The organism is Enterococcus sp. 12F9_DIV0723, from assembly GCF_002174375.1.
Classification (GTDB): domain Bacteria; phylum Bacillota; class Bacilli; order Lactobacillales; family Enterococcaceae; genus Enterococcus_A; species Enterococcus_A gilvus.
This window is the reverse complement of record NZ_NIBK01000001.1, coordinates 296059-319937: the sequence shown is the minus strand read 5'-3', so window position 1 is coordinate 319937 and position 23879 is coordinate 296059. Positions and strand designations below refer to the sequence as shown.

Sequence of the window (23879 nt, the reverse complement as noted above, 5' to 3'; positions counted from 1 at the left end):
GAGAGTTTTGCTCAAAAATTCTAATAAATCATCTCTTTTCTCATAAAAAAGAACCCTCCCGCTTTTAGGAAGATTCTTTCTGCCTGCTGAATGGTCATTCCTCGTTACAATCACTCATTGGCCACGTTCGTTGTTCGTCAAAATAACGCGCCTCTGCCCGTGCCAGATCTACTATTTTTTAACGAATTTCTTTTACAAATGTTCCGATAGAGGATAGGTCACTTTCTGTTAAAAAGTCGTCAACAATTTTTAGGTTTCTGTAGGAGTAATTTTTGATTGGATAGTTTGCAATGACAAGATCGTACGCTTTGAAACTCTCGTCGTGTTGGAAATCCAATGCCGAACCTTTATGCGTCTCAATGACGACTCGATAATAAAAGCGGCTTCGGATCAGTTCTGCGATCATATTCGCATGACTCTCTCCAGAATCACTTACTACGAAAATCTTGACCTTCGATGAATGAACATCCAGGGAATGCGCCAGTCCCTTCCATTCCTTAAAAAGAACCGTTAAGACTGAAAAATAAAATTGGCTGAACCATGGATCGCCTGTCGTTCGTTCCATTTTCAAAAGCAGCTGTTGAATGCATTTAGTAAAATGCGGGTACTGTACCTTCGCATTCCGAGAAAAGTAAGCGGCTGAATCAAATAAGATTGAACGCGGATAGGGACACACTTGATACGCTGCTTGAATTTGCAGAAGCTTTTGCAGCATGCTTTTCCTTCGTTTGCCAGATAGCGTCAACCCATAAAACTTTGACAACTCATTTAAAAAAAGTTCTAAATATTTTAATGTCAACGCGCAACTAGGATCAAACCGGCTAATGAAACACGCACAAAATAAACTGTTCGCGACCTCATAATGCCAATCCTTTATCACGATGTATTCTGAACCTTCCACCGTTTCATCTGCTATAGGCCGTAGGGACAAGAGCGCAGTGATCATAGGCGGTTCCAGCTCCAATTTTTCGTGTTCTGTCAAAGCGAATCCCTGCGAAGCTCTCACGATGATCACTGCCAATAGGTAACTGCTCTCCAATAATTCGCGATCGTTGTAATCCATATCGAATGAGTGCGTCGCAACTCTGATAAAATCAATGATCTTCTCGCGTTCCAAATTAAAGGGCCACTCATTGACACCATACTTTTCTAAAAACAATTGCACATAAAATACACGTACCCATCCTTCATTTTTCGCAGTGATCCGAAATGGTCTGCGTTCAAGAACAAGTCCTTTTTCTTTCAACACTTTATCAAGTTGTTTGATCATTCGATAAAAGGTCGCTTCACTGACAAATAATTCATTGATCCAGTAATCCATATCCTCATTTGGCTGGAAGAAGATTCTTTCCAAAAAAGTAAATGCTTCCGATTCATCCATCAAATCTCGCGCTAACTGACGCGTCTTATTATGAAGAGCATCATTTAATCTTAAGCCATTCGTACGGGAATACTCAACGCCAACATGTTCTCCCCAATGATCATTGATTGCATCAACATCTGATAAGATTGTTTTTACGGAACAATCTAATAGATCTGCAATCATTTCTGGATTCTGCCACCCTATTAAATCTCTTAAAACACCGATGATGGCTAGACGCCGCTGTGTTGTGTTTTTAAGTAATCTTCGCACAAAAGTCCCCTCCTAAGCCGATCGTCATTATTCTTCAAAAACGATAATATTTTTTCATTATTTGGATTATAACATTACTTGGTCATTATATCATAAAATAACTCTACGAAAACGGAAAAATATCGGTATTTATTTAACTAAAATTCACAAATAACAACCAATATTAATAAATATGTTATTTTTATTTTTTTTTTTTTGCCCTGCTTTATTATCTAGGCAAATAAGAAAAAGGAGTGTTTTTCTTGAAAATCCCCAGAAGAAAACAATTCATCACTTCCGTTGTTATTGTATGTCTCTTATTACTGGCTGGTCCCTTCCATTTTTATTCTGTCGCTGAAGCGAAAGCGACCCCTAAAGACAAAACAGCACAGGAAAATCAAGTAAAAATCCATGGTGATGATACCATTACGATCGTACCAACCGATTCCTTTCACCCTTACCAATACTACAAAGCGGTTAACGAAAACCTCCGTCCAATAAAAATGACCTTTAATACGATCGATGCAAGCAAGCCAGGACACTATGAGTTGACCCTGAGTGCTAAAAATAAGCAAGATTACGATGAGCGGAAAGTTTCGATCATTGTTGAAGAGGCAACCACTGAAAATAAAGCGGCGACAAATCAAGTAAACGAATCGTCCATTGCAAAACCAAGTGCTCCAGAGCCTTCCTATCAAGCGCCAGTAGAAGCAACGACACCAACTGAAACGCAGCAAAAAGACAGTGAGGGAACACAAGAAGCACCTCCTCAACCAGAGCAATCCAATACACAGCCGTCGGTTCCACCTCAAGAAACGCCACATGAAGCAAAGACAACTGAACCCACGGTACCAGAGACACCCGCAATGCCCGCAAATCAAATTTCATTTTTAAGCTATTCTCTGCCTTACCAAAATGCCGGTCAGGGGAGTGGGCAAGGAATCATTGATGGCGGCGGTACCGCAGCAACTTGGGGCGGCAGTCCAATACAATCCGGCAGTGGCAATCAAAACACTCATTTCATCGGACATAACCCAGGCGTCTTTTCAGCGATCCTATCCCTCAGCGCAGGACAATCCATCACTGTTACTGATCAAGCGGGCAACGCGGTATTCTATGTCGTAACTGGCGTAGTCCAAGTAGACGACAGCGGACGAGATATTCATTCGGGTCAGGATCATTGGGGCCAGATTACTTCAGCCGGCGGCGGGGAACGCATTACCTTGCAGACCTGTTTAAGTGATACGGTTAATCAAATCGTCTTTGCACAAGGATAACTAAAAAACAGTCTGACACTTAATACATGTCAGACTGTTTTTGTACTTTTTTCTCTAAAATAAAACGGATGCTATGCGCCAAAATCATCGTAGAAAAGACGAGGATCGTTATGAGTTTCAACCATGCCGGGATATAGCCAGTAGGAGCACCAATTCCTCTCATGTGTCCAATAAGGATCAAACACAAACCGCCCAAATTATACGTGACTAGCAATAACTTATTGAGTATCCTGATCTTTTCCACGCTCTTCTCCTCCTTCTAAAAGAGATAGGCCATCCAATCCAAAACCTCTTACGACACTCCGCGGATCTGTTAAATAATCCAAAAAACTAGGTTTGGCTTGTCCCAACAATGCATCTGTACTTTTACGGAAAATTTTACTCAGAGCAATCAATTGATCATAATCTGGCGCGCTTTTGTCCAACTCCCATTTTGATACTGTTTGTGGTGTGACATGCAAACGGTTCGCGAGTTGTTTCTGACTCATTTTCTCCTTTTGCCGAAAATATCTAAGCTGTGATCCGATCTCAACCATGATTTCCCCCACCCATCTCAATGTTCCTTCTATAGATAGTATACAACGAAATATTTCTATGCAGCTACAAAGGAGCGGTAGACAATTCATTGAGTGGACAAAAAAAGGACGCAACGAATCGTTGCATCCTTGATATTTAGCGAATGTAAAAAATAATACCACTATACACACGTCCCTAATTATACGAACTGATTGAAAACACAAGTTCCGTACAGGCAGAATAATTAGATTCGCAAATCACTAACATTTGGCTCTTTTATGTAAGGTTCGTAGTAACTGCTGACATCGTCTCGATGCCAACGCTGATACGCAAAGCCGCATCCACTTCTGCCATCAAACAGCGATCCAAGTGGCAAACCTTTTCCTTCAAGCGAGATTTATCGATGGTTCGAATCTGCTCTAATAAAATGACCGAGTCTCGTTCGATCCCCGTACCGTTTGATTTGATCCCAATATGTGTCGGTAATTTAGGCTTTGCCATTTTAGCCGTGATCGCCGCAATAATGATCGTTGGACTAAAATGATTGCCTAAATTATTCTGGATCACCAACACTGGTCGGATCCCCCCTTGTTCAGAACCAATCACTGGCGATAAATCTGCGAAATAGATATCACCACGCTTAACCATAATTTTCCTCCCAAAGTTTCGTAATAGTTTCATTCATACTTACTCTTGATAAATTCTCGGTACACGTTCTGAAAGAATACAACATACTTCGTAATGAATCGTTCCTAAATGATCCGCAACGTCTTGCATCGTGATTTCTTGCCCATTGTTCCTACCAATCAATGTCACTTTTGTGCCAACCTTGAATTCATGAGGCAGACGAATCATTAATTGATCCATACAAACACGCCCAATAATTTCACAAAATTCGCCGTCAACTAATAATGAAAAACCTTGCATCTTCCGTACCCAACCATCCGCATAGCCGATTGGCACCGTTCCGATCCATTCCTTTTCAGGCGTATCGTATGTTTTCCCGTAACCAACACCTTCACCACTTGGCAGCTCTTTAACTTGGATCAGCTCAGAAACCAGTTCCATTGCCGGGATTAATGGATAGGTCTCAGGCAATTCATGTCCAGATGGATTCAATCCATACATCCCGATCCCATACCGAATCATGTTTCCAGGCATTTCTTTGTCATGCCATAAAGCCGTCGCACTATTGCTGGAATGAACATAACGAGGCAAATGAGCCAAAGCTTGAATAATTCCATTGAAACGATCTGCTTGTTTGTGCCAATAAGAAGTGTCCTGCTCATCAGCCGTAGAGAAATGCGTAAACAATCCCTCCCAAGTCATATCAGGGGACGCTTCGATAAACGCAGCCGCTTCTTTGACTTCGTCTGCTGTCAAGAACCCAATTCGTCCCATCCCAGTATCTGCTTTGATATGAATTTTTATTGGAGCAGTCGTTGTTTCTTCTAGATCGTTCAACACTTTTTGTGCTTCAATCAACCAGTCCTTTGTTGCGACTGTGATAGATAGATCATAATCAATGACTAACGATAAATAACTTGGAAACACGACACTTAATACTAAAATCGGCTCAGTGATTCCCGCTTCCCGTAGTTCAATCGCCTCATCTAATGTCGCGACGCAAAAACCAGTCGCACCCGCAGACAAAGCAACATGCGCTGTCGCTACCGCACCATGGCCATATCCGTCTGCCTTAACAACAGCGAACAATTCAACACCTTCTGGTAACCGTTCGACTTCATTTTTGATGTTCTCTTTCATTGCTTTCCTATGTATGATAGCTCTCGTAGGTCGATGATACGTTACAACCATAAAGTACGTGTCCTTCTTTCTATTCCTCTAGCACTACTTGTGCAATTGCTAGCTCCTCTGTGTGCGTCAAACTGACAAACACGTTTCCCTTGTGAGGTGATTTTGTAAAGGCCGGCGCACCATGATCATCGCGCAAAATTTCTAACTCTTGAAAACTAACTTTTCCAATACCCGTTCCCCAAGCTTTAGAAAATGCTTCTTTGCATGCATACCGTCCTGCTAAAAATTCTACCTGACGATGGGGAGAATGGCTAGCAAAAAGGGTCTGTTCTGCCGGAGTTAATATCCGATCCACAAAATGCGGCCGACGTTCTATAATTTTGGCGACCCGCTCAAGCTCTGTGGCATCAATTCCAATTCCTTTAATCATGCAATCCTCACCCCTTTCAAGTAACACTCTTATTTTACCAAAGACTTCTTTAAATGCTACGATTTTTTTCAAAGAATCTTTTCAAAGTCTGTCATAACAAGAAAAAACCATCAATCAAAAAGATTGATGGCTTTGATAGTCGCTGATAATTAGTCGTTCGAGTTCGTACGAATCACGAAACCACGTTTTTTATCATTGCTGCGGTTTGTATTTTTGTTGTTGTTGTTGCTGCGTTGCTTGTTGCCACCGTAGTTTTTATTTTTATTACGGTCGCGATCACCGCCACGGTCTTTACGGTAATTATCTTTGCCACGGCCGCCGCCACGGTTATTTCCACCGCTGCGTTTTCCTCCGCCACGATTGAAGCCGCCTTTTTTATTTGAAGGCAATGGGCGTTCTGGAGTGATTTTTACTGGTACAGCATCTGAAGGATCTTTTGCTGTCGTTTTCAACAATAAAGCAACAAGCTCTTCTGGTGAATACGCCGCTAATAATTCTTTAGCAGACTCATTGTATTTTTCAAGGCTGTCGGAATTTTCTTCCATTTGACTTTGAACTTGTTCCATCGCTGCACCTAATTGGCCTTTGAAGGCTTCTTTTTCGGTTGGCGGACGCATTGGGTTCATGCGTTTTTTCGTCAAGTTTTCAATCACATGCAAGTAGCCCATTTCGTTTGGTGTAACGAATGTGACAGACATTCCGCCTTTACCAGCACGGCCTGTACGACCAATACGGTGAACATAGCTTTCTGGATCTTGTGGAATATCGTAGTTGTATACGTGGGTAACGCCAGAAATATCCAAGCCGCGGGCTGCTACGTCTGTCGCTACTAAAATATCAAGATCGCCACGTTTGAACGAACGTAATACGCTCATCCGTTTTTGCTGTGACAAGTCGCCATGGATACCTTCAGCTTTATAGCCGCGTGCTTCTAAGCCACGAGCCAATTCGTCTACACGGCGTTTTGTACGACCGAAAACGATCGCTAGGTCTGGTGTTTGAACATCAAACAAGCGCGTCATGACATCGAATTTTTCATAATCTTTTGCCCGAACATAATATTGATCGATCAAATCAGCCGTCATTTCTTTGGCTTTGATTTTCACGTGTTCAGGGTCTTTCATGAATTTCACGCCGATTTTTTTGATTGCATCAGGCATTGTTGCTGAGAACAACAATGTTTGGCGTTCTGCAGGGACCTTACTGATGATTTTTTCGATATCTTCTAAGAAGCCCATGTTCAACATTTCGTCTGCTTCATCCAAGACCAATGTTTCAACAGTTTCTAATTTCAATGTGTGACGGTTGATGTGATCAAGCATCCGTCCTGGTGTTCCTACAACGATATGTGGACGATCTTTCAACCCACGAATTTGACGGCCAATATCTGCGCCACCGTAAACTGCTTGTACACGAATCTTTTTATCGCGTCCTAGACGATACAGTTCTTCTTGCGTTTGAATGGCAAGCTCACGAGTTGGTGAGATAACCAGACCTTGTAACCCATTTTTCGTTGTATCGATTTTATCTAGCATTGGCAAGCCAAAAGCGGCTGTTTTACCTGTACCTGTTTGTGCTTGACCAATAACGTCTTTTCCGGCTAATGCTAAAGGAATAGTTTGTTCTTGGATCGGTGTTGCTTCTTCAAATCCTGCGCGTTCAACCGCTAGTAATAGTTCTGGTGCTAATTTTAATTCTTTGAATTTCAAATGATATCCTCCTATTGTCTGTTGACCTTATCATTTAGAGCGTGTGGTTTGGTATCTGCGTTTGGTCTGCAACGGTCCCTTTAGTTGCCGACCTTGGCGATACTACCGAAAAACCGCTCCGCGAAGTCAGGCGGAAGGATCATCTCTCACAAAAAGGGGCTGCGACATCGTTCAACTGAAAAATGCCCCAACCGCTTCTCAAAAATAATTGGTAAGCCAGCGAAACATTCGCTAGCGAATCTTTAATTTATTGGATGACTCATTCAATCATTACTTCATTTCTCGGCAATGGCTCATTTTAGCACATCATTTCGTTTTCTGCAAGTTTTCACTACGACTGCAAAGTTTCAACAACTTCGATCAAGCCCATTCCGTTACTGCCTTTTAGAACCACACTGTCTTGTGCTTGCAAACTCTTTTTGACAGCGTCCATCATTTGCTGTTTTTCTTCTTTGTTGAAGTAATGAACAGCCAAAGCTGGATAACGATCTGCTAAAGCCACCTTTAATCCCTTTATGTCATTACCATATAAAAATACTTCATGAAAATCACGATCATTCAAATGCTCCACCATACTGGTGTGAAGAGAAAAGGAATCGGAACCCAATTCCAGCATATCCGCTAACACAGCCAAGCGGCGGCCTCCTGTCGGAAGTTTGGCAAATGTATCTAGTACTAGACCCATCGCCGTTGGATTCGCATTGTATACGTCACTTAAAATATCGGCGCCATTACTAGCCTTCAGCCACTGCGTCCGATTTTGCGTGACCTGTACATAGGCTAGTCCTTGAAATATCTCATCATTGGACAAGCCAAACCAGCGGCCGATTGCCATAGCGATCAGCGCATTTTGCACATTGTAATTTCCTGGCAGAGGAATTTGATAACCCTTGTCATCTACCGAAAATACGGTTGCCCCTTTGTCTTCATTTAGGATCGTAGCAGAAAGATCGCCTGCTTGGATGCCAAATGTTTCAATTGTTTGAGGCAAGGAGCGTATACGCTCCTCTAATAGAGGTTCCGCAGCCGGAATGATCAATAATCCATCTGAGGCTAATCCTGTTGTGATCTCCATTTTCGCATCAGCGATTTTTTCACGGGACCCTAGATTTTCAATGTGTGCTTCCCCAATAATGGTGATCGCAGCAACATCCGGTTCAGCGAGTTCAGACAACACACTGATTTCCCCCGCATGATCCATTCCCATTTCAAGAATCAGTTTCTCTGTTCCTTCAGGCATATGTAAAATTGTGTAAGGCAACCCAATATCATTGTTGTAGTTCCCTTGTGTTTTATACGTCCGAAACGTTTGACTCAGGACCGATTCAGTCATATCTTTTGTCGTTGTTTTGCCATTCGAACCAGTAATCGCGATCACATCTGGATTTTCCTCCAGTAAATAGTAACTCGCTAACGCTTGGAAAGCAGACAGTGTGTCTTTGACCAAGATCACTGCAATCCCTTCAGGGGCAGTTGCGGGATCTTGACTCCATAGCGTAGCCGTTGCGCCATTTTCGATCGCCTTGTTTACAAACGTATGGCCATCATTCGTTCCCTGCAATGGGACGAACAAATCACCGGCTTCAATTTTTCGTGAATCGAATTCGACACCAGTAACGGTCACCTCATTTTCCGCCAATACTTCACCTTGAACGGCCTTGCTGATGATTGTCGTTGTAAAATTCATGGTGTTCCTCCCAAATGTTGTTTCTGACTATAGGCGTTGCCAACGTACTAAATTTTGAGCAATTCGTCAAAAGTTAGCCCGGCAAGCCGAACGATAAAATGAACTTGAGACCGCCTCTTTAAGAAGAAGATCTCAAGTTCTGCTAGTAGTGATAAACAGCGGCCGGACTATTCAAATGCGGCTTGCTGTTCGTAACGCTTCAGGCCTAATTGAATCAATTCTTCTATTAAATCACCGTATTTTAATCCCATATTTTCCCACAATAATGGGTACATACTAAATTCAGTAAAGCCAGGCATCGTGTTCAATTCATTCAAGAACAATTCATTCTTGTTCGTCAAGAAGAAGTCAATCCGAGAAAGTCCCGAACCACCAAACATGGTATAGGCAGATTTAGCATAATCTCTTGCTTTTTGCATAACCTCTTCCGGCGCTTCCGCAGGTATAGCCATTTGTATTGTGTTGTCAATGTATTTGGCATTGTAGTCATAGAAAGCTTCTTCTTTGACAATTTCTCCTGGTAACGTCGTCCGCACATCGGTATTTCCTAAAACTGCTACTTCAATTTCACGCGCGTCGATTCCCTGTTCCACTAAGGCACGAGAATCATAACGATACGCTTCTTGTAATGCATTTTGCAGCTCTTCACGATTTTCGGCACGAGAGATCCCTACGCTTGAACCCATATTTGCAGGTTTTACAAACATTGGATATAGCAACATGCCTTCGCATTTATCAAAAATTTGTTTTGGATTTTCTTTCCACTGGTTTTTCAAAACAGGCACATAAGGAACCTGTGGGATTCCTGCCGCTTGCAAGATGTATTTGGTCATAATTTTGTCCATAGCACAGGCACTTGTCATAACACCCGCACCGACATATGGCATATCCAATGTTTCAAGAAATCCTTGGATCGTTCCGTCTTCTCCATTGGGTCCGTGTAAGACTGGAAAGACGATCGCATCCTCTTCTTTGATATCACCAGGCGCAATGACCTTGCCATTAAACCCTTCAACTTCATGCCCTGTTGGGTCCCAAGTTAAGCGCAACGTCTCATCTGTTTCTGGTGCTTCTGTCAACAACGGGCCTTTGACCCATTGACCGGTCTTATCAATATAAACAAGTTGTACTTGATAATAATCAAAATAAACCGCAGAAATTACTGAAAAGGCCGACAAAATTGATACATCATGTTCTGGACTTTTTCCACCATAAAGTAAAATAATTTTCAACTGAGTATCCTCCATTACTTTCTGATCCCTCATATTTTAGCACAAAAATCAAAATCCCCAAAAAGAAATTTTACAAGTGTTACAAACCTTATCATTTAGATTACATTAAAGTCTGTTGAATCAAGCTTTTCAGGACCTCTTTAAACTGTTCCCGATCCTCATTCGTAAAAGGCTTCGGTCCTTTCGTACGCTGCTTCGCTTGCCGCATTTTACTTCCGATAAAACGCTGTGTCAATAAGGCATCTATATTCATTTGCGTATATTCCATCCCAGATTGATGCAGGACATGCGCCGCTTTAGTCAACGTCAAAGAAGCTAAACCGTAATCCTGTGTGACCAAGATATCTTCTGGTTGGATGACCGAAACAATCTTAAAATCTGCTGAATCTGCTCCACGGTCAACATAAATGAATTCCACAAAAGCTGGGTATTCTTTTTTTGAATAGTGATCGATACTTGTTACGATAACCACGGGCAAAGCATATTTTTCAGCCACTTCGATCGTGGTATCTTTTACTGGCGAACCATCGCCGTCAATGATCAAACGCATGTTTCCCCATCCTTCCAACTAGCCAGACTCCAATAAATAGAATGATGATTGAGCTGAATTTAACGATATCCATAGTCATAAGAATATCCGAACCATGCAAATGACTCAGTAAAAAAATATCTTCTATAGGCAGTTGTTTGATTCGTAATGTTAAAAGCAGCAAGAGCATCAAGATAAATTGATGCGTGATACTTCCCTTATTGGATGTAGAGTATTTTGCTGTGAGCCGCTGCTGTTGCTCGATGCTTTCTGTGTCATAAAATAATCGATTCAGCCAACCGCTCGTTCCACTTTGGAAAAAAGTCAATACTAGAATTGCCAATGGAAACAGAACACGGACACTCAACAGCAACAATCCAGCTGCTAATCCAGCCAGTTGCACCTTTAACGGATTGTTGAACGAGCGGCGTATTTTGCCAGCAAAGAGGATCGAACTGATCATCCCTAAAAGATAAGGCAGAAACAAATACACGCCCTGTGAAGCCGTCCCTTTATAGACTGCGATATAAAAAGCACCAAATAAAAAGATGAAATTGCCCAACATCCCATTAAGGAACGTTAGCGCATTTTGCCAAAGCGGAAGCTTCCACCGGTTTTTCACCTGATTAATAAGAACTACTGCCACAATGAAGACGCCCGCAAATAATAGAATCCCTTGATTCAATAAAGACTCATTAAATAATAATCGTCCGCTTCGCAACAGGAAGAGTGCGATAAAAAACAACAGAAACCATATTAATTCTGAAACAGAGAAAACATGCTTTGTTAATTCTTTAAAATCCATTTCGTAGTGTGGATAATGCTTCACCGTATGATAAGCACAAACAAAATAAAATGCAACCACACTTGGTACGATGACTGCTTGGATCGGAAAAGACAATGTTGTAGTAACTAATAACGGTGTCAAAACAAGCAGGGCGATCAAATAACCTTGATTGCTCATTGTTTGATACCCTTTAGATTTTTCATAGAAAGTCACGCTGGTATTCGCAGGAGGCAGCCAAGAGGCACTCAACCCCCACAAGATGCTTCCCAACAAATAGAACGCAAAATTAATTGTACCCATCAACGTCAAAAATGACCCAATCCCCCCCAGTAAAAGAGAAACCATCAATAACGTATACTGATCGATGGATCGGTACAATCCGCGAATCAGAAAGACACCTGTCACTCGAAAAGTATAAAAAAGCACAAACGGCAACACTGTGACAGACTGCTTCGGGTCAAGCAAATGCATAAACAATAAATACGGAATGACGATCATCGTGTTCGCTAACACAAACGGGGTCGTCTGAGTAAACTTTAGAAAAAATTGTTTGATTGTTTCCATTAGACATGTGTCCTCCTGCTACTAATAAGAAATTAACGTTAGTGATTTTTTAAATTCTTCGATCAGATGTTTTTCTTTATACGCATCGAATTCCGTCCGATGTTCGTTTAATAACCGACGCATCTTCATAGGAATAAACACCTCTGCCAAATGATTATCTAAAATAAAATCACGGGTGATTCCCCACTCGTAATAATACCCCAATGGCCGACAGCTATAAACCGTTCCTTGAATCGTTTGGTCAGAAAATCGTCTATGGGTATGGCCAAATACAACGTGTTGAACATTGGGATATTGATCCAATAATTCACCTAACGCTTTAGATCCTAAAAAAGCATTCAATTTATTCCAAATTTGATAGTCACCATCCAAATGAACGATGAACTCTTCTTTTGGAACGAAATGAGTTGCTAAAATAACTTGATAGTTCTTCTTTGCTAAATCATCTAATGTACGGCGCAACTGTCCCAGAATCTCGTGATCTACTGACTGATCATCAGAAAAGCGTTCAATGATACGGTCAAACCAATAAATATTTTTTATAGAACGAATTTGCTTTGGATCATTTAGCTCAGAGAAGCCATAATCATACCAGCCGTTAAAGCCTAGCAAAACCGTTTTCTCATTCAAGGCTAGATAGCGAAGATTTAAGAAATGACTATCTGGATAATGCTCGATCATCTGCTCTCCTTTGATATTTCCCATCTCGTGATTCCCCAAGTTAAACGTCGTCGGGAGTCCACGTTTCCGAAAAAAATCATTGATTGTCAGTGTCTGAGCGATCTTATTAGCAGTATCGCCAGCAAAGTGAAGACGCGTGACGTCCTGTTCCTTCAATAAATTAAAAAGCTTTTCTAGTTCCTTTACGCCAAAATGATTGATATCCGCGTGCAAATCCGTGATAACAGCTAATTTCCCCATTTTGCCGCCTCCTTCCCGTTTACTTTACACAAATCAATCTAATAATGCGAGTCAAATGCTGATTTCTCCGTGAGTAATTTTACGTCTGTGCTATACTTATTTTGAAGAGATTATTAAAGGAGGGAACGCGATGGTCACCTATCAAAATTTACAAACCGATTTATTGCAAGCGCTTGATTTGCACATTGATATCCTAAAGGAAGTCGATGATATTGAAAAAGAGGAATTGCCTGGTTTCTTATTCATGATGAGGAGTTTAGGCTTTATGCTCGACCGCGCAGCATTAGTTTTAGCTAGCAAAGATGACGAAGAAATGTATTACATGATGTTCCAATATTATAGTTTGCTAAAGGAATTGAATTTGAATTTGGCGATGCATTTTCCTCGGGCTACTATCCAAGGTGAGCCTCTGATTGATATGGTCCATCGTTTTCCAGATACTTACGGAAAAGAGATGCGGGTGTGGTGGGAAGCAAAGACTGGCTTGACTGTCGAAGAAACAAAGCAAACGATTGAATTGAACGACTAATGTGCTTCGAAAATCATTGTCAAAATCACGTTCTGCGAAAGCTATTTTATGGAGGAATCGGTACGTTAGAAGAAATCACGGAAGCCTTCTCTTGGGCTCGGGTTGGTCAGAATAATAACCCGTGCATCTTCTTTGATGTAAATGAATACTATCTTCCCTTGCAACATTTTTTTGATCAAATGGTCGAGCAATCCTTCTTATCGAAAGAAGACCGTGAGCGCGTGCTATTCTCAAACTCTTTAGCCGAGATCGACAAATTTATCCATACAAAAAAATAAACCGGGCCGCTTACGCAGTCCGGTTTATTTTTTTAGATCGTCATTTCTGGATATAAGAAACGCAATACGTCCGTAGTTAATCGGCGGCTTTTGCCAATGTAGGGATAAATATGCATGTGCATCATCGGATTGAAATTTGCTTCGATAATCCCATAATCTTCTGCTGTTTCGTAAGGCTTGTCCATGTTCGGAATGATCAAATCAATCCCGCTGATACGGGCGCCCAAAACAGCCACTGCTTTGACAGCAAGGTCCTTATAGCTGTCATGCATCTCATCAGTCACATCGATGGAGTCGCCGCCCGTCGAGACATTTGAGTTTTCTCTTAAAAATACTTGCTGATCTTTCTTAGGAACGCTGTTGATCTTCAAGCCTTGTTCCTTTAGCATCAATTGCTCCAATTCACCCAATTGGATTTTTTCCAATGGTGAACGGTGGTTATTTCCTCGCAAAGGGTCGGCGTTTTTCTCAGTCACTAATTCTTCAATCGTCTGTTCTCCGTCTCCAATCACATTGGCAGGAATGCGCAGCAGTACCGCCTTCACTTGATTGTCGATTACGAAGAAACGATACTCCGTTCCCGGTAAGAACTCTTCAATAATGATCTCATCGTCTTCCGCAAAAGCGATCGATAGACCACTATTAAAATCCGCGATCGAGGTCTCGCCTTTGAAAATCGTGATCCCCAGTCCATAATTCGTCGATTTTGGTTTGATGACAAACGCTTTTTGAGCAAACCTAGGATAGGCCTTTTTTGCTTCCGCCATCGTCCCAAAGGTTTCACCATCTGGCACTCGGAAGCCCGCACGCGCCAGCATTATTTTAGTTACTGTCTTATTTTCCATCAGCAAGGGGGCAATGTACGTGTCCTTACTTGTCATATTTCCGTTTTTTACTAATTCTTGGTGTTCTCCATGCTGCAGCTTCACGAATTGATCCTGTCGGTCTAGCACTTCTGTCTCGATCCCTTTTTGAATGGCATCGAACAAAAGATTTTGCGTCGACAATTCCATTTCTTTGAAGCCCGCTAGCTGGTAAGGATGCGCCCAAGCCTGATCATAAAATTGGCGTCCCAGTTCTACTGCCACTGCCGCTTGCCCGTCTTTTTCATCTAAGGCAAGAATTCGTGCAGCCAACGTTTCTTCAGGATGATCTAACCAAGTCTCATATCTTTTAAGCAGGTCAACACCCTCTAATTCCAGTTCACTCATCATTTCCAGCATCTCAGAAAAAATCATCTTTCCTTCTGCCAGATATGCGGTCGGTTTAGCTGGATGTTCCATAGAAACGGCGTCGCTGATGTCATTTCCTTCGGCTACCCATTCATCCGCTGCTAACTTCTCATCGGTCCATAACAGGTACAGCATGAATAAATGAATGAACGCAATCTCATCTGCATCAATCCCCACACGGTCAAAAGGGTTCAAATCAATGTTACGCAATTCTACGTAGCGAATCCCTGTATGAAAAAGATCTGCAACCTTTTTTCCGCCACGCATTCGAATAGGTGCGTAGAACTCTTTCTCTTCGGATAAACGTCCTTTTGCAACATTCTCAGCTAAATCTTCACTATATCGAGTCAATGTCGCGTAAGAAACTTGTACATCTGGTTTATTTACATATCCATAATGACTCGTCCGGATACTGCGAACTGGCTCTTTTGGACGATCCTCATCCTCAAAATACCGTGCCTCGCTCAAGGGACTGGCTCCAAATAAGTAGGTCAACAACCAGCGATACCGTAAAAAATTACGCGCGATTTTCATATATAAACGAGTCTTAAAGTTTTCCATTGATGCTTCTTCGGTTTGTGCCAAAAATAATTGCTTGATCAGGTCCAAGCCATATTCAAAGTTAAAATGAATCCCACTTACCATTTGCTTACGTTTGCCGTATTCCCGTGCTAAGTAGCGACGGTACAACACATCTGCATGGCGCTCCAATTTTGCAATATGGATGGCTTCTTCTTTTTCAGGAAGCGCTGGCGGCATAGAAAACGGCCACATCATTTCCTCTTTTGACATACTTCGTTGAGCCACATCATGGATCGCTTCTAAATAAGCCAAAACTTCATCTACTGATTCCGTGACTGGCGTAATCAATTCTAATTGTGATTCAGAAAAATCTGTTTGGATATAGGGATGGAAGCTGCGATTTCCCACAGAAGCTGGATGATCCGTCTGTACCAAATCTCCCGCTAGTGTGACTCGTTGACTTTCCTTTTCAATCCCATACCGTGCTTGCATTAAAAAAGGTTTGACCTTTTCGTATGCCATCATTTCTTTTGTATTCATTTGTCCACAACCCTCCCATGCTACATTATATAGAAGAACATTCAGAAACAGAACGGAAATGCTTAAAAAAAGCATAGCGTTTTAAATGATAATATGATTAACTATTAGTAATAAATTAATAAATGCACAAATGAAATCAGCTAGTGATTTCTCACTTAGCAGAATGGAGGACTTCCTTATGTACGGAAATTTACAGACCACCACAAATGATCTAGCTCCCCTAAATCAGGAGACCCCTGATACAAAAGAGATCGTCTTATTACGGCCGCACCAACAACATCAATTTCATTGCGACGAGGTTCATCGGGTAATGGATATCAACATGCGCTATACGGATATCAGCCTCCACTTGCCGCCTTATTTTCAGAATAAAAAAAAGGACTGCTGAGAAAAAAATCTCAACAGTTCTTTTTTACTCTTCTTTCAATAAGCCCTTAAATAATCCAACGGCAAAGTCATTGGAATCAAATGCTTCTAAATCATTGATCCCTTCTCCTAAACCAACCAGTTTTACTGGCAGATGCAGTTCATTTCGAATCGCCAAGACAATCCCGCCTTTTGCTGTCCCGTCCAATTTGGTTAAGACTAGGCCAGTAACATCGGTTGTTTCTTTGAACTGACGTGCTTGTACGAGTGCATTTTGCCCGGTTGTCGCATCGACCACTAATAATACTTCATGAGGGGCTGTTGGAAATTCACGCTGGATTACTCGCTTGATTTTCTCCAGCTCATTCATCAAATTGACCTTATTTTGCAGTCGTCCTGCTGTATCGATCAATAAAATATCGTAATTTTCCTTTTTAGCTTTATCTACCGCATCAAAGACTACGGCTGCCGGATCGCCACCTGCATTGCCACGAACAACTTCTACACCAGAGCGCTCGCCCCAGACGACTAGCTGATCGATCGCACCTGCACGAAATGTATCGGCTGCAGCTAATAGTACCTTCTTGCCTTCATTTTTGTACTGATTGGCTAGCTTTCCGATGCTCGTCGTTTTTCCTGTACCGTTCACACCGACAAACAAAATCACGCTCAAGCCGTCATTCTGCAAATTAATTTTATTATTTTCGTTGATGCCTTCCGCTTCGTAAATCTCCACAAGCTTCTCAATAATAACATTTTGAATCTGTGCTGGCTTTTTAGCGTTTTTCAATTTAACTTCTTGCCGCAATGAATCTGTTAATTTGATCGCTGTATCAAAGCCTACGTCCGCTCCGATCAGAGTCTCCTCTAATTCTTCAAAGAAGTCTTCATCTACGCGGCGGAATCGGGCAAACAGCTCATTCATGCGATCGCCAAAGGATTTTCGAGTTTTTTCTAATCCCTTATCGTATTTTTCTTGCACGGTTTCTTCTGACTGATCCACATCAGAGGACTGCTCGATCTCTGGTTCTGCTTCTGGAATCGTTTCTTCAACTTCTGGTGCTTTCTCATCTTCAACGGCTTCATTTTCTGTTACAGATGTATCGTCATCCTCATGAGTCGGTTGTGCCACTTCTTCCGTTTCTTCAGTTAAGTCGGGAATTTCCGGTTCAGCAGGCAACACTTCTTCTGCGGGTACATCTATTGTTTCCGCCGCTTGTTCTAGCGCTTCTTCCTCTTCTTCTGCACTTCTTTCAGCAACCTCATCAGTCTCCAGCGCGTCTTCACTGTCTGTATCTTTCGTTACTTCCGTCGTTTCGACGCCATCGCCATTCTCAGAGGAATCTTTCGTCTCCTCAACGACCTCTTCTTGCTTTTCAGGTTCGTCTGTTTGCTCACCGGTAAAGGCTTTTTTTATGCGGTCAAATAATCCCATTTAAAATCCCCCTTATATCAAATCTGATCCATCGAATACAAATTTTTGGATCGCATGTGCCACACCATCCGCTTGGTTCGTTTTCGTAACAAAGTTCGCAGCAGATTTTACACCATCCGTCGCATTTTCCATCGCCACGCCCATTCCTGCGTAAGTGATCATGGACAGATCGTTTGCTTCATCCCCCAAGGCCATCATTTCTTGAGGTGTGATTCCCAGACGTTCACCTAAAACAGAAAGGCCAAATGCTTTCGTTACACCCTTTGGCATAAATTCTAATAAATTTGGACGCGTTTTAAAAATCTCAAAACGCTCATATTCTTCTGAGGGAATCAAGGGGATCTGCTGATCTAGATACTCAACATTAACCGCTGCGACAACTTTATTGTACAGGGCTTCTTCCTTTAATCCTTCTATTGTTTTAGGAACATAGGTCAACGCTTTATTCAACGTTGGATAGATAGAAGGATGATCCTTCGCTGTCTCAAATTGTAAACACAGAGCGTCTGATAAAACATCCATTGGCAACTGAATCTTGGTCAACAACTGATGGAGATGGGTGACATCGGCTAACTCCATCGCCGTTTTGCCCAGGATCTCTCCTGTATTGGTTTGAATCAACCCGCCATTAAAGGTAATCGAGTAGTCATCTGCATCAAGTAAATTCAATTCTGCTAGATACTCCTTGATTGCAATCAACGGACGACCGGTACAAATGACGATCTTCACTCCTCGAGCTTTCGCTTCGGCAAGGATTTTCTTGTTTGTATCAGAAATAGTTTTCGCATCCGTCAATAAAGTCCCATCTAAATCAATCGCAACTAATTTTATCATTTCAGTGTTTCCCCTTTCTTCATTTGGAATTTCCCGTCATCCTTCACTTCTTCAAGGCGCACCGAAATAATTTTTGAAACGCCTGACTCTTGCATGGTCACACCATAAAGCACATCTGCTGCTTCCATTGTTCCTTTACGGTGAGTGACTACAATAAATTGCGTATCGTTTTGAAACGCGCTCAAGTAACGGCCAAAACGGGCTACGTTGGCTTCATCCAAAGCTGCTTCGACTTCATCTAGCACACAAAAAGGTACCGGGCGCACCTGAATAATTGAAAACAGCAGCGCGATAGCCGTCAACGCTCGTTCCCCACCTGAAAGTAAGGACAAGCTTTGCAGTTTCTTACCTGGCGGCTGTGCCTCGATTTCGATTCCCGTGTTCAACAAGTCGCTTGGATCTGTTAATACCAATTCTGCTCGACCGCCGCCGAACATATTGGGAAAGACAACATTAAATTTCTCGCGAATCGCTTGGAAAGTTGTATAAAAACGTGTTTTAACTTCATCGTCCATCTCATCCATCGTTTCAAACAGCTGCTCTTTCGCAGACAACAGGTCATCTCGTTGTGTCGTTAGAAAATCATAGCGTTCTTCGACTTGCTGGTATTGTTCAATCGCATTTAAGTTGACTGGACCAAGTTTTTCAATCGCCTGTTTCAAGCGACTCACTTCGTTTTGAGCAATTTGCTGATCAATTTCATCATCAGCCTGCGTCGCGGCTCCTTCAAAGGTCAAGCTATATTCCTCCTGCAGGTAAGCCAACGCATTGTCCAATTTTAGTTCGTAACGATTCTTCTGGACATCTGCTTGTGATTGTCTGGCCAGCAATTGTTTTTGATCGCGGTTCGCCTCTGTTAGCGCACTATCCGCCTGATCCACTTGCTGCTGCAGACTCTGACGATTTTCTTTCCAAATCATCAACTGCTCCTGCAAGTGTTCGCGGGCAGTCGCTAGCTCTGTCAATCGTTGATTTAGACTTTCTTCTGTTTCTTCGTGATCTGAAGAATCATTTGATAACGCAGACAGATGATTCTCCAGGCTTTTGATTTGTCTATCCAGCTCATCGATCTGATTTTCAAAACTCAAGGACTGCCGTCCAAGATACAGCAGACGTTCATCCAGTACGGCGTAATCCGCTTGTAAACGGCTTAATTCAGCATTGATAGCTGCACGCTTTTCTTCTAGCTGATCACTTTCCTCATTTAATTGTTGGATTTCTTGATTGATTTGCTCTTGTTTCGTTTTTAATTCCACTTGTTTAAATGCTAATTCTTCTTTTTGTACCTGATAATCCGTTAAGAAACTTTCCAATTCCTTCGCTTCATAAGAAAATAACGTTTGCTCCTTATTTAAACGCGTCAAATCAGTGCGTACATGTTCTTCGATGCTTTGCGCTTCTTGATAAGATAAACGTGTCTGCTCCCCTTGCGTTCGCAGCATCTCTAAGTTTTCCGTTTGTTCCGCCACTTTTGACTGCAACTCTCGGACAAATACTTCCTTTTTCTGCAACGCTTGGTTGATTTCCTCATAACGCTTCGTCCACTCCGCAAGTTCATGCCCTTGATTAAACAAGTTTCCACGATTTCCTTGTTTCGTCGCACCACCGGTCATAGAACCACCGGCGTTCATCACGTCGCCGCCTAAAGAAACCACTCGAACTTGATAACGCAACTGACGAGCCAATTGGTTGGCACTGTCCAAATCACGAGCAATCACGATCGCACCTAGTAGATTCTGCACAACCGGCGCAACGTTTTCTGAGAATGAAACGAGTTCGCTAGCAACGCCTAAAAAGCCATCTTGCTCCTTAATCGCCTGATACTGATGCGTACCGAGACTGCGAGGCTTGATTGTAGTTAACGGTAGAAATGTTCCACGGCCACTGCGTTGTTTTTTTAGAAAAGTGATCCCTTGACGCGCATCTTTTTCAGTTTCTACAATGATATGCTGTGCCGAAGCACCAAGCGCCGTTTCGATTGCCAATGTATATTCTTGTGGTACCTGAATCAATTCCGCCACGGCCCCAACGATTCCGCTTAATTGGTCTTTATGCTGCAAGACGCTGCGGACACCTTGATAAAAGCCGCTATAATTTTCTTGAATCTCTTGTAAACTTTTTTGACGCGCACGGGCTTGCTGAACCTGACTCATCAGGTCATACATCATTTGCTGTTCTTTTTGCAATTGCTGTTGTGTGGCGTTCTTCTCTTCAGTTAAGCGTCGATACTGTTCTTGCTCTTCGGTTAATCGACCTTCAAGCTCCTGTGTTTTCGCTTGTGCGTCGCTTTGCTTAGTCGTCAACTCTTCCAACTGCTCCCGCAAAGCTTCATAGCGTGTGACACTTTGCTGATTTTTAGCTGTTTCCTGAGTGTACTGACGATCTAAATATTTCAGCTCATTACTGACATTTGCCGACTCTTGCATCAGTTCTACATAAGTCCCGCGCAATTCCTCTAATAATTCTTTCGGTGATTTTTTGTATTTCTCTGCTTCTGCTGTCAGCTGTTGAATTTTTTCTTCTAATTCACGCTTTTCCGTTTGTTTTTCATCTTGCTGTACTTGTACTTCCTGCAAGTTCAATTGAGCTGCTGTTTGTTTTTTACGATGCTCAGCTAACGTTGTTTGATACTCTGAGCTAGTCTTCAATGTGTTCTTTGAGCGTTCGCTTAGTAAGTCCTTTTGACCTTCCGCTTGCTTCAAGGCTTCTGACAGGTGAAGCAATTGCTGCTGTCCGGTCTCTAATTGTTCATCTAAAGAACCACGTTTTTCTCGCAGCTTTCCTAATTGCACTTCTGTCTGCTGGATAAAACGACTTTTTTCTTCGGTTGTTGCAGATAGTTCATCAAAATCCGTCTTTGCTGATTGCCAAGAATCTCGTGTTTTTTTGATTTTCGCGACGGTCAAACTGATATCCGTTGCCGTCAATTCTTTTTTTAACGCCAAAAACTCCTTCGCTGCTTCACTTTGAGCAGCTAAAGGAGTCAGCTGATCTTCTAATTCATAAACAATGTCTTGAACCCGACTCAAATTATCCTCTGTCTCAAAAAGTTTCTGCTCCGCTTTGCGTTTCCGCTGTTTATATTTCAAAACACCCGCAGCTTCTTCAAAAATCCCACGACGGTCTTCTGGCTTACTGGCAAAAATCGCCTCGACTTTCCCTTGGGAAATGATTGAAAACGATTCTTTTCCTAAACCAGAGTCCATAAATAAATCCTGAATATCCTTCAACCGGCAGGCTTTTTTATTGATAAAAAAGTCACTTTCACCCGTTCGACGATACCGTCTGGTCACACTGACCTCGCTAAAGCCCAGCGGCAGATAATTGTCAGTATTATCCAATACCACTGTGACTTCCGCAATATTTAATTGTTTTCTTGATTCCGAACCCGCAAAAATAATATCCGGCATCTTACCTCCGCGCAAACTCTTCGCAGATTGTTCCCCAAGGACCCAACGAATCGCTTCGGTAATATTGCTTTTCCCGCTGCCATTTGGTCCAATGACCGCAGTCACGCCTTCTTCAAATTCGATCTTGGTCCGGTCGGCAAAAGATTTAAAGCCGGCGATCTCAATTCGTTTTAAATACAAAATGTTCCTCCTAAATTTCATAAAAAGCCACACGAACTCGCGCAGCAGTGTTCAAAATTATCTGTTAAGCCGGACGCAAGCAGTGACTGGCAACAGGATCTGTCGTGCGCAGTCAGTCTATTTTTCTCTATACTCGATCAAATAAACTATTTTTTCGCAAGCTTTGCTAATGCTTTCTCTGCTGCATCTTGTTCAGCTAATTTTTTGGATTTCCCTTGACCTGATCCGATCATTTGATTGTCGGCATAGACATCGATCGTAAAGATTCGTTCATGTGCGGGGCCTTCTTCATTGACCAATCGATAATCGATCGTCACATCGCCGCTTTTTTGTAGAACCTCTTGTAGGCGAGTTTTATGATCCATTTCACGTGTAAAAACGCCTGCTTCGATTTTCGGAAAAACAACCGTTTTAATGAAGCTTAAGGCCGTGTCATATCCCTGATCTAGATACAAAGCGCCCAAAAATGCTTCAAACAAGTCACACAAAAGCGCCGCACGATCACGACCGCCAGAGTTTTCTTCGCCTTTGCCTAACATAATATAGTGATCAAAATGACACTCTTTTGCAAATTTCGATAAACTTTCTTCGCGTACGATCGCCGAACGTAAACGTGTCAATCGTCCTTCCGGCAAGTTGGGATAGTGGTGATACAAATAGTCCGATACTTGAATTTCTAAGACAGCGTCCCCTAAAAATTCTAACCGTTCATTATCTGAAATATTCATGTTACGGTGTTCATTCACATATGATGAGTGGGTAAACGCCTGTTCCAATAAGTTCACATCGTGAAAGACGATGCCATAATTTTCTTTCAATTCATTGATCAACTGTGTATCCATGGGCTCATTCCTTTTTTTGAGATTTCCATCACGCTTTATTATACTGTTTTTTCCACAAATTTTAAATCAGAAGTGATGATAGTAAGAAATTTTCAAAGATTCATCGAACTTTTTCCTTCTTATCCAAAAAAATGATAGAGTGGACAAAACGAGTGGAGGATGTTCAATGGAAAAGCTGTCCGACGCATTACTGATCATCGATTTGCAAAAAGGTGTTTGCTTTGAGAATGGAACGATTGATCATTTTTCTGAGTTGATCGCGCTCGTGAATGAAAGAATCAACCGGTATCGTAAACAGGAAAAACCGATTATCTTCATTCAACACTGTGACGAGTACCTTCTCGAAAACTCAGAGGCGTGGGAGATCGTAGAAGAACTAGATCGGCGACCAGACGACCCGACGCTTCAAAAAACGCATGCCAATTCTTTCTACCACACAGAGCTGCAAGAGCTCTTGCAGCATCTTAAGATCCAAAGCCTAGAACTTTGTGGTGCTCAGACTCAATACTGTATGGACGCTACCATAAAATTTGCGCACGGATCAGGATACTCCTTGTCGATGGCAAGACAGGCTTCAACTACCTATGACAATGAGTTTCTCTCAGCAAAGGATACTATCTCTTTCTATGAATCCATTTGGGACAAACGGTTTTTAACTTTTATACAATAAAAAAACTTCGTCCGCTGCG

At 42.1% G+C, this 23879-nt stretch carries 21 protein-coding genes and 1 pseudogene; 5 read left to right on the top strand and 17 right to left on the bottom strand.

What is annotated here, in order from left to right; all coding sequences use genetic code 11:
- Positions 1-178 precede the first annotated feature (178 nt).
- Positions 179-1633, bottom strand: coding sequence for a helix-turn-helix domain-containing protein (locus tag A5868_RS01740; RefSeq protein ID WP_086305797.1), 1455 nt, complete (start codon positions 1631-1633; stop codon positions 179-181).
- A gap of 233 nt (positions 1634-1866) precedes the next feature.
- Here A5868_RS01740 and A5868_RS01735 point away from each other — a divergent pair, with 233 nt between their 5' ends.
- Positions 1867-2889, top strand: a complete 1023-nt coding sequence (locus tag A5868_RS01735) for a sortase domain-containing protein (RefSeq protein ID WP_254908382.1) — start codon at positions 1867-1869, stop codon at positions 2887-2889.
- A 19-nt stretch (positions 2890-2908) separates the two neighbouring features.
- Here A5868_RS01735 and A5868_RS01730 read toward each other — a convergent pair whose 3' ends face one another.
- The 11 genes from A5868_RS01730 to A5868_RS01680 form a co-directional block, all read right to left on the bottom strand.
- A complete protein-coding gene (locus tag A5868_RS01730; RefSeq protein WP_086305799.1) occupies positions 2909-3133 on the bottom strand; it encodes a hypothetical protein in 225 nt (74 codons plus the stop codon).
- Positions 3108-3425, bottom strand: a complete 318-nt coding sequence (locus A5868_RS01725; RefSeq protein ID WP_086305800.1) for a helix-turn-helix domain-containing protein — start codon at positions 3423-3425, stop codon at positions 3108-3110. Before A5868_RS01725 ends, A5868_RS01730 begins: the two co-directional genes overlap by 26 nt.
- A 256-nt stretch (positions 3426-3681) precedes the next feature.
- Positions 3682-4053, bottom strand: a complete 372-nt coding sequence (locus tag A5868_RS01720; protein WP_010782013.1) for a type II toxin-antitoxin system PemK/MazF family toxin — start codon at positions 4051-4053, stop codon at positions 3682-3684.
- A gap of 39 nt (positions 4054-4092) precedes the next feature.
- Positions 4093-5223, bottom strand: a complete 1131-nt coding sequence (alr, locus tag A5868_RS01715; RefSeq protein ID WP_086305801.1) for an alanine racemase — start codon at positions 5221-5223, stop codon at positions 4093-4095.
- Positions 5224-5242: 19 nt separating this feature from the next.
- Positions 5243-5593: a holo-ACP synthase gene (acpS, locus tag A5868_RS01710; RefSeq protein WP_086305802.1), complete on the bottom strand. Its 351-nt coding sequence runs from the start codon at positions 5591-5593 to the stop codon at positions 5243-5245.
- A gap of 149 nt (positions 5594-5742) precedes the next feature.
- Positions 5743-7302 (bottom strand): degradosome RNA helicase CshA, encoded by a 1560-nt coding sequence (gene cshA, locus A5868_RS01705; protein WP_176281376.1) that lies wholly within the window; start codon positions 7300-7302, stop codon positions 5743-5745.
- A gap of 331 nt (positions 7303-7633) precedes the next feature.
- A complete protein-coding gene (locus tag A5868_RS01700) occupies positions 7634-8989 on the bottom strand; it encodes a UDP-N-acetylmuramoyl-tripeptide--D-alanyl-D-alanine ligase (protein ID WP_086305804.1) in 1356 nt (451 codons plus the stop codon).
- Positions 8990-9156: 167 nt separating this feature from the next.
- The gene (locus tag A5868_RS01695; RefSeq protein ID WP_010782018.1) at positions 9157-10221 is read right to left on the bottom strand and encodes a D-alanine--D-alanine ligase; all 1065 of its coding nucleotides are present in this window, start codon (positions 10219-10221) and stop codon (positions 9157-9159) included.
- A gap of 100 nt (positions 10222-10321) precedes the next feature.
- Positions 10322-10771 (bottom strand): YaiI/YqxD family protein, encoded by a 450-nt coding sequence (locus A5868_RS01690; protein ID WP_086305805.1) that lies wholly within the window; start codon positions 10769-10771, stop codon positions 10322-10324.
- Positions 10755-12101: a hypothetical protein gene (locus tag A5868_RS01685; RefSeq protein WP_086305806.1), complete on the bottom strand. Its 1347-nt coding sequence runs from the start codon at positions 12099-12101 to the stop codon at positions 10755-10757. Before A5868_RS01685 ends, A5868_RS01690 begins: the two co-directional genes overlap by 17 nt.
- Positions 12102-12122: 21 nt before the next feature.
- Complete coding sequence (locus tag A5868_RS01680) at positions 12123-13022, bottom strand: metallophosphoesterase (RefSeq protein WP_010782021.1); 900 nt, start codon at positions 13020-13022, stop codon at positions 12123-12125.
- Between the two features lie 130 nt (positions 13023-13152).
- On the opposite strand from A5868_RS01680, the gene A5868_RS01675 reads away from it, so the two are divergent.
- On the top strand, positions 13153-13551 hold the full coding sequence (locus tag A5868_RS01675) for a hypothetical protein (RefSeq protein WP_086305807.1): 399 nt from the start codon (positions 13153-13155) through the stop codon (positions 13549-13551).
- Between the two features lie 50 nt (positions 13552-13601).
- Positions 13602-13829 (top strand): annotated as a pseudogene (locus A5868_RS01670) (LOG family protein); the annotation flags it as partial.
- 32 nt (positions 13830-13861) lie between these two features.
- Here the strand turns inward: A5868_RS01670 and gshAB are convergent.
- Positions 13862-16123 carry a bifunctional glutamate--cysteine ligase GshA/glutathione synthetase GshB gene (gene gshAB / locus A5868_RS01665; protein ID WP_086305809.1) on the bottom strand — a complete coding sequence of 754 codons (2262 nt, stop codon included), beginning with the start codon at positions 16121-16123 and terminating at the stop codon, positions 13862-13864.
- A gap of 178 nt (positions 16124-16301) precedes the next feature.
- On the opposite strand from gshAB, the gene A5868_RS01660 reads away from it, so the two are divergent.
- Entirely contained in the window at positions 16302-16511 is a 210-nt protein-coding gene (locus tag A5868_RS01660; RefSeq protein ID WP_086305810.1) for a hypothetical protein, read from the top strand.
- A 24-nt stretch (positions 16512-16535) separates the two neighbouring features.
- On the opposite strand, the gene ftsY is transcribed toward A5868_RS01660, so the two are convergent.
- From ftsY to rnc, 4 genes are all read right to left on the bottom strand, one after another.
- Entirely contained in the window at positions 16536-17924 is a 1389-nt protein-coding gene (ftsY, locus tag A5868_RS01655) for a signal recognition particle-docking protein FtsY (RefSeq protein ID WP_010782026.1), read from the bottom strand.
- Positions 17925-17936: 12 nt separating this feature from the next.
- On the bottom strand, positions 17937-18758 hold the full coding sequence (locus tag A5868_RS01650; RefSeq protein WP_086305811.1) for a Cof-type HAD-IIB family hydrolase: 822 nt from the start codon (positions 18756-18758) through the stop codon (positions 17937-17939).
- Entirely contained in the window at positions 18755-22348 is a 3594-nt protein-coding gene (gene smc / locus A5868_RS01645; protein WP_086305812.1) for a chromosome segregation protein SMC, read from the bottom strand. Before smc ends, A5868_RS01650 begins: the two co-directional genes overlap by 4 nt.
- Positions 22349-22494: 146 nt before the next feature.
- A complete protein-coding gene (gene rnc / locus A5868_RS01640; protein WP_086305813.1) occupies positions 22495-23190 on the bottom strand; it encodes a ribonuclease III in 696 nt (231 codons plus the stop codon).
- Positions 23191-23356: 166 nt separating this feature from the next.
- On the opposite strand from rnc, the gene A5868_RS01635 reads away from it, so the two are divergent.
- Positions 23357-23860 (top strand): cysteine hydrolase family protein, encoded by a 504-nt coding sequence (locus A5868_RS01635; protein ID WP_086305814.1) that lies wholly within the window; start codon positions 23357-23359, stop codon positions 23858-23860.
- Positions 23861-23879: the final 19 nt, after the last annotated feature.

Coding starts and splice junctions, on each gene's coding strand:
- A5868_RS01725 (WP_086305800.1), bottom strand. CDS start 3,425: ATGGTTGAGATCGGATCACAGCTTAGATATTTTCGGCAAAAGGAGAAA.
- A5868_RS01720 (WP_010782013.1), bottom strand. CDS start 4,053: ATGGTTAAGCGTGGTGATATCTATTTCGCAGATTTATCGCCAGTGATT.
- alr (WP_086305801.1), bottom strand. CDS start 5,223: ATGGTTGTAACGTATCATCGACCTACGAGAGCTATCATACATAGGAAA.
- acpS (WP_086305802.1), bottom strand. CDS start 5,593: ATGATTAAAGGAATTGGAATTGATGCCACAGAGCTTGAGCGGGTCGCC.
- A5868_RS01700 (WP_086305804.1), bottom strand. CDS start 8,989: ATGAATTTTACAACGACAATCATCAGCAAGGCCGTTCAAGGTGAAGTA.
- A5868_RS01690 (WP_086305805.1), bottom strand. CDS start 10,771: ATGCGTTTGATCATTGACGGCGATGGTTCGCCAGTAAAAGATACCACG.
- A5868_RS01685 (WP_086305806.1), bottom strand. CDS start 12,101: ATGGAAACAATCAAACAATTTTTTCTAAAGTTTACTCAGACGACCCCG.
- A5868_RS01680 (WP_010782021.1), bottom strand. CDS start 13,022: ATGGGGAAATTAGCTGTTATCACGGATTTGCACGCGGATATCAATCAT.
- A5868_RS01675 (WP_086305807.1), top strand. CDS start 13,153: ATGGTCACCTATCAAAATTTACAAACCGATTTATTGCAAGCGCTTGAT.
- gshAB (WP_086305809.1), bottom strand. CDS start 16,123: ATGAATACAAAAGAAATGATGGCATACGAAAAGGTCAAACCTTTTTTA.
- A5868_RS01660 (WP_086305810.1), top strand. CDS start 16,302: ATGTACGGAAATTTACAGACCACCACAAATGATCTAGCTCCCCTAAAT.
- ftsY (WP_010782026.1), bottom strand. CDS start 17,924: ATGGGATTATTTGACCGCATAAAAAAAGCCTTTACCGGTGAGCAAACA.
- A5868_RS01650 (WP_086305811.1), bottom strand. CDS start 18,758: ATGATAAAATTAGTTGCGATTGATTTAGATGGGACTTTATTGACGGAT.
- rnc (WP_086305813.1), bottom strand. CDS start 23,190: ATGGATACACAGTTGATCAATGAATTGAAAGAAAATTATGGCATCGTC.
- A5868_RS01635 (WP_086305814.1), top strand. CDS start 23,357: ATGGAAAAGCTGTCCGACGCATTACTGATCATCGATTTGCAAAAAGGT.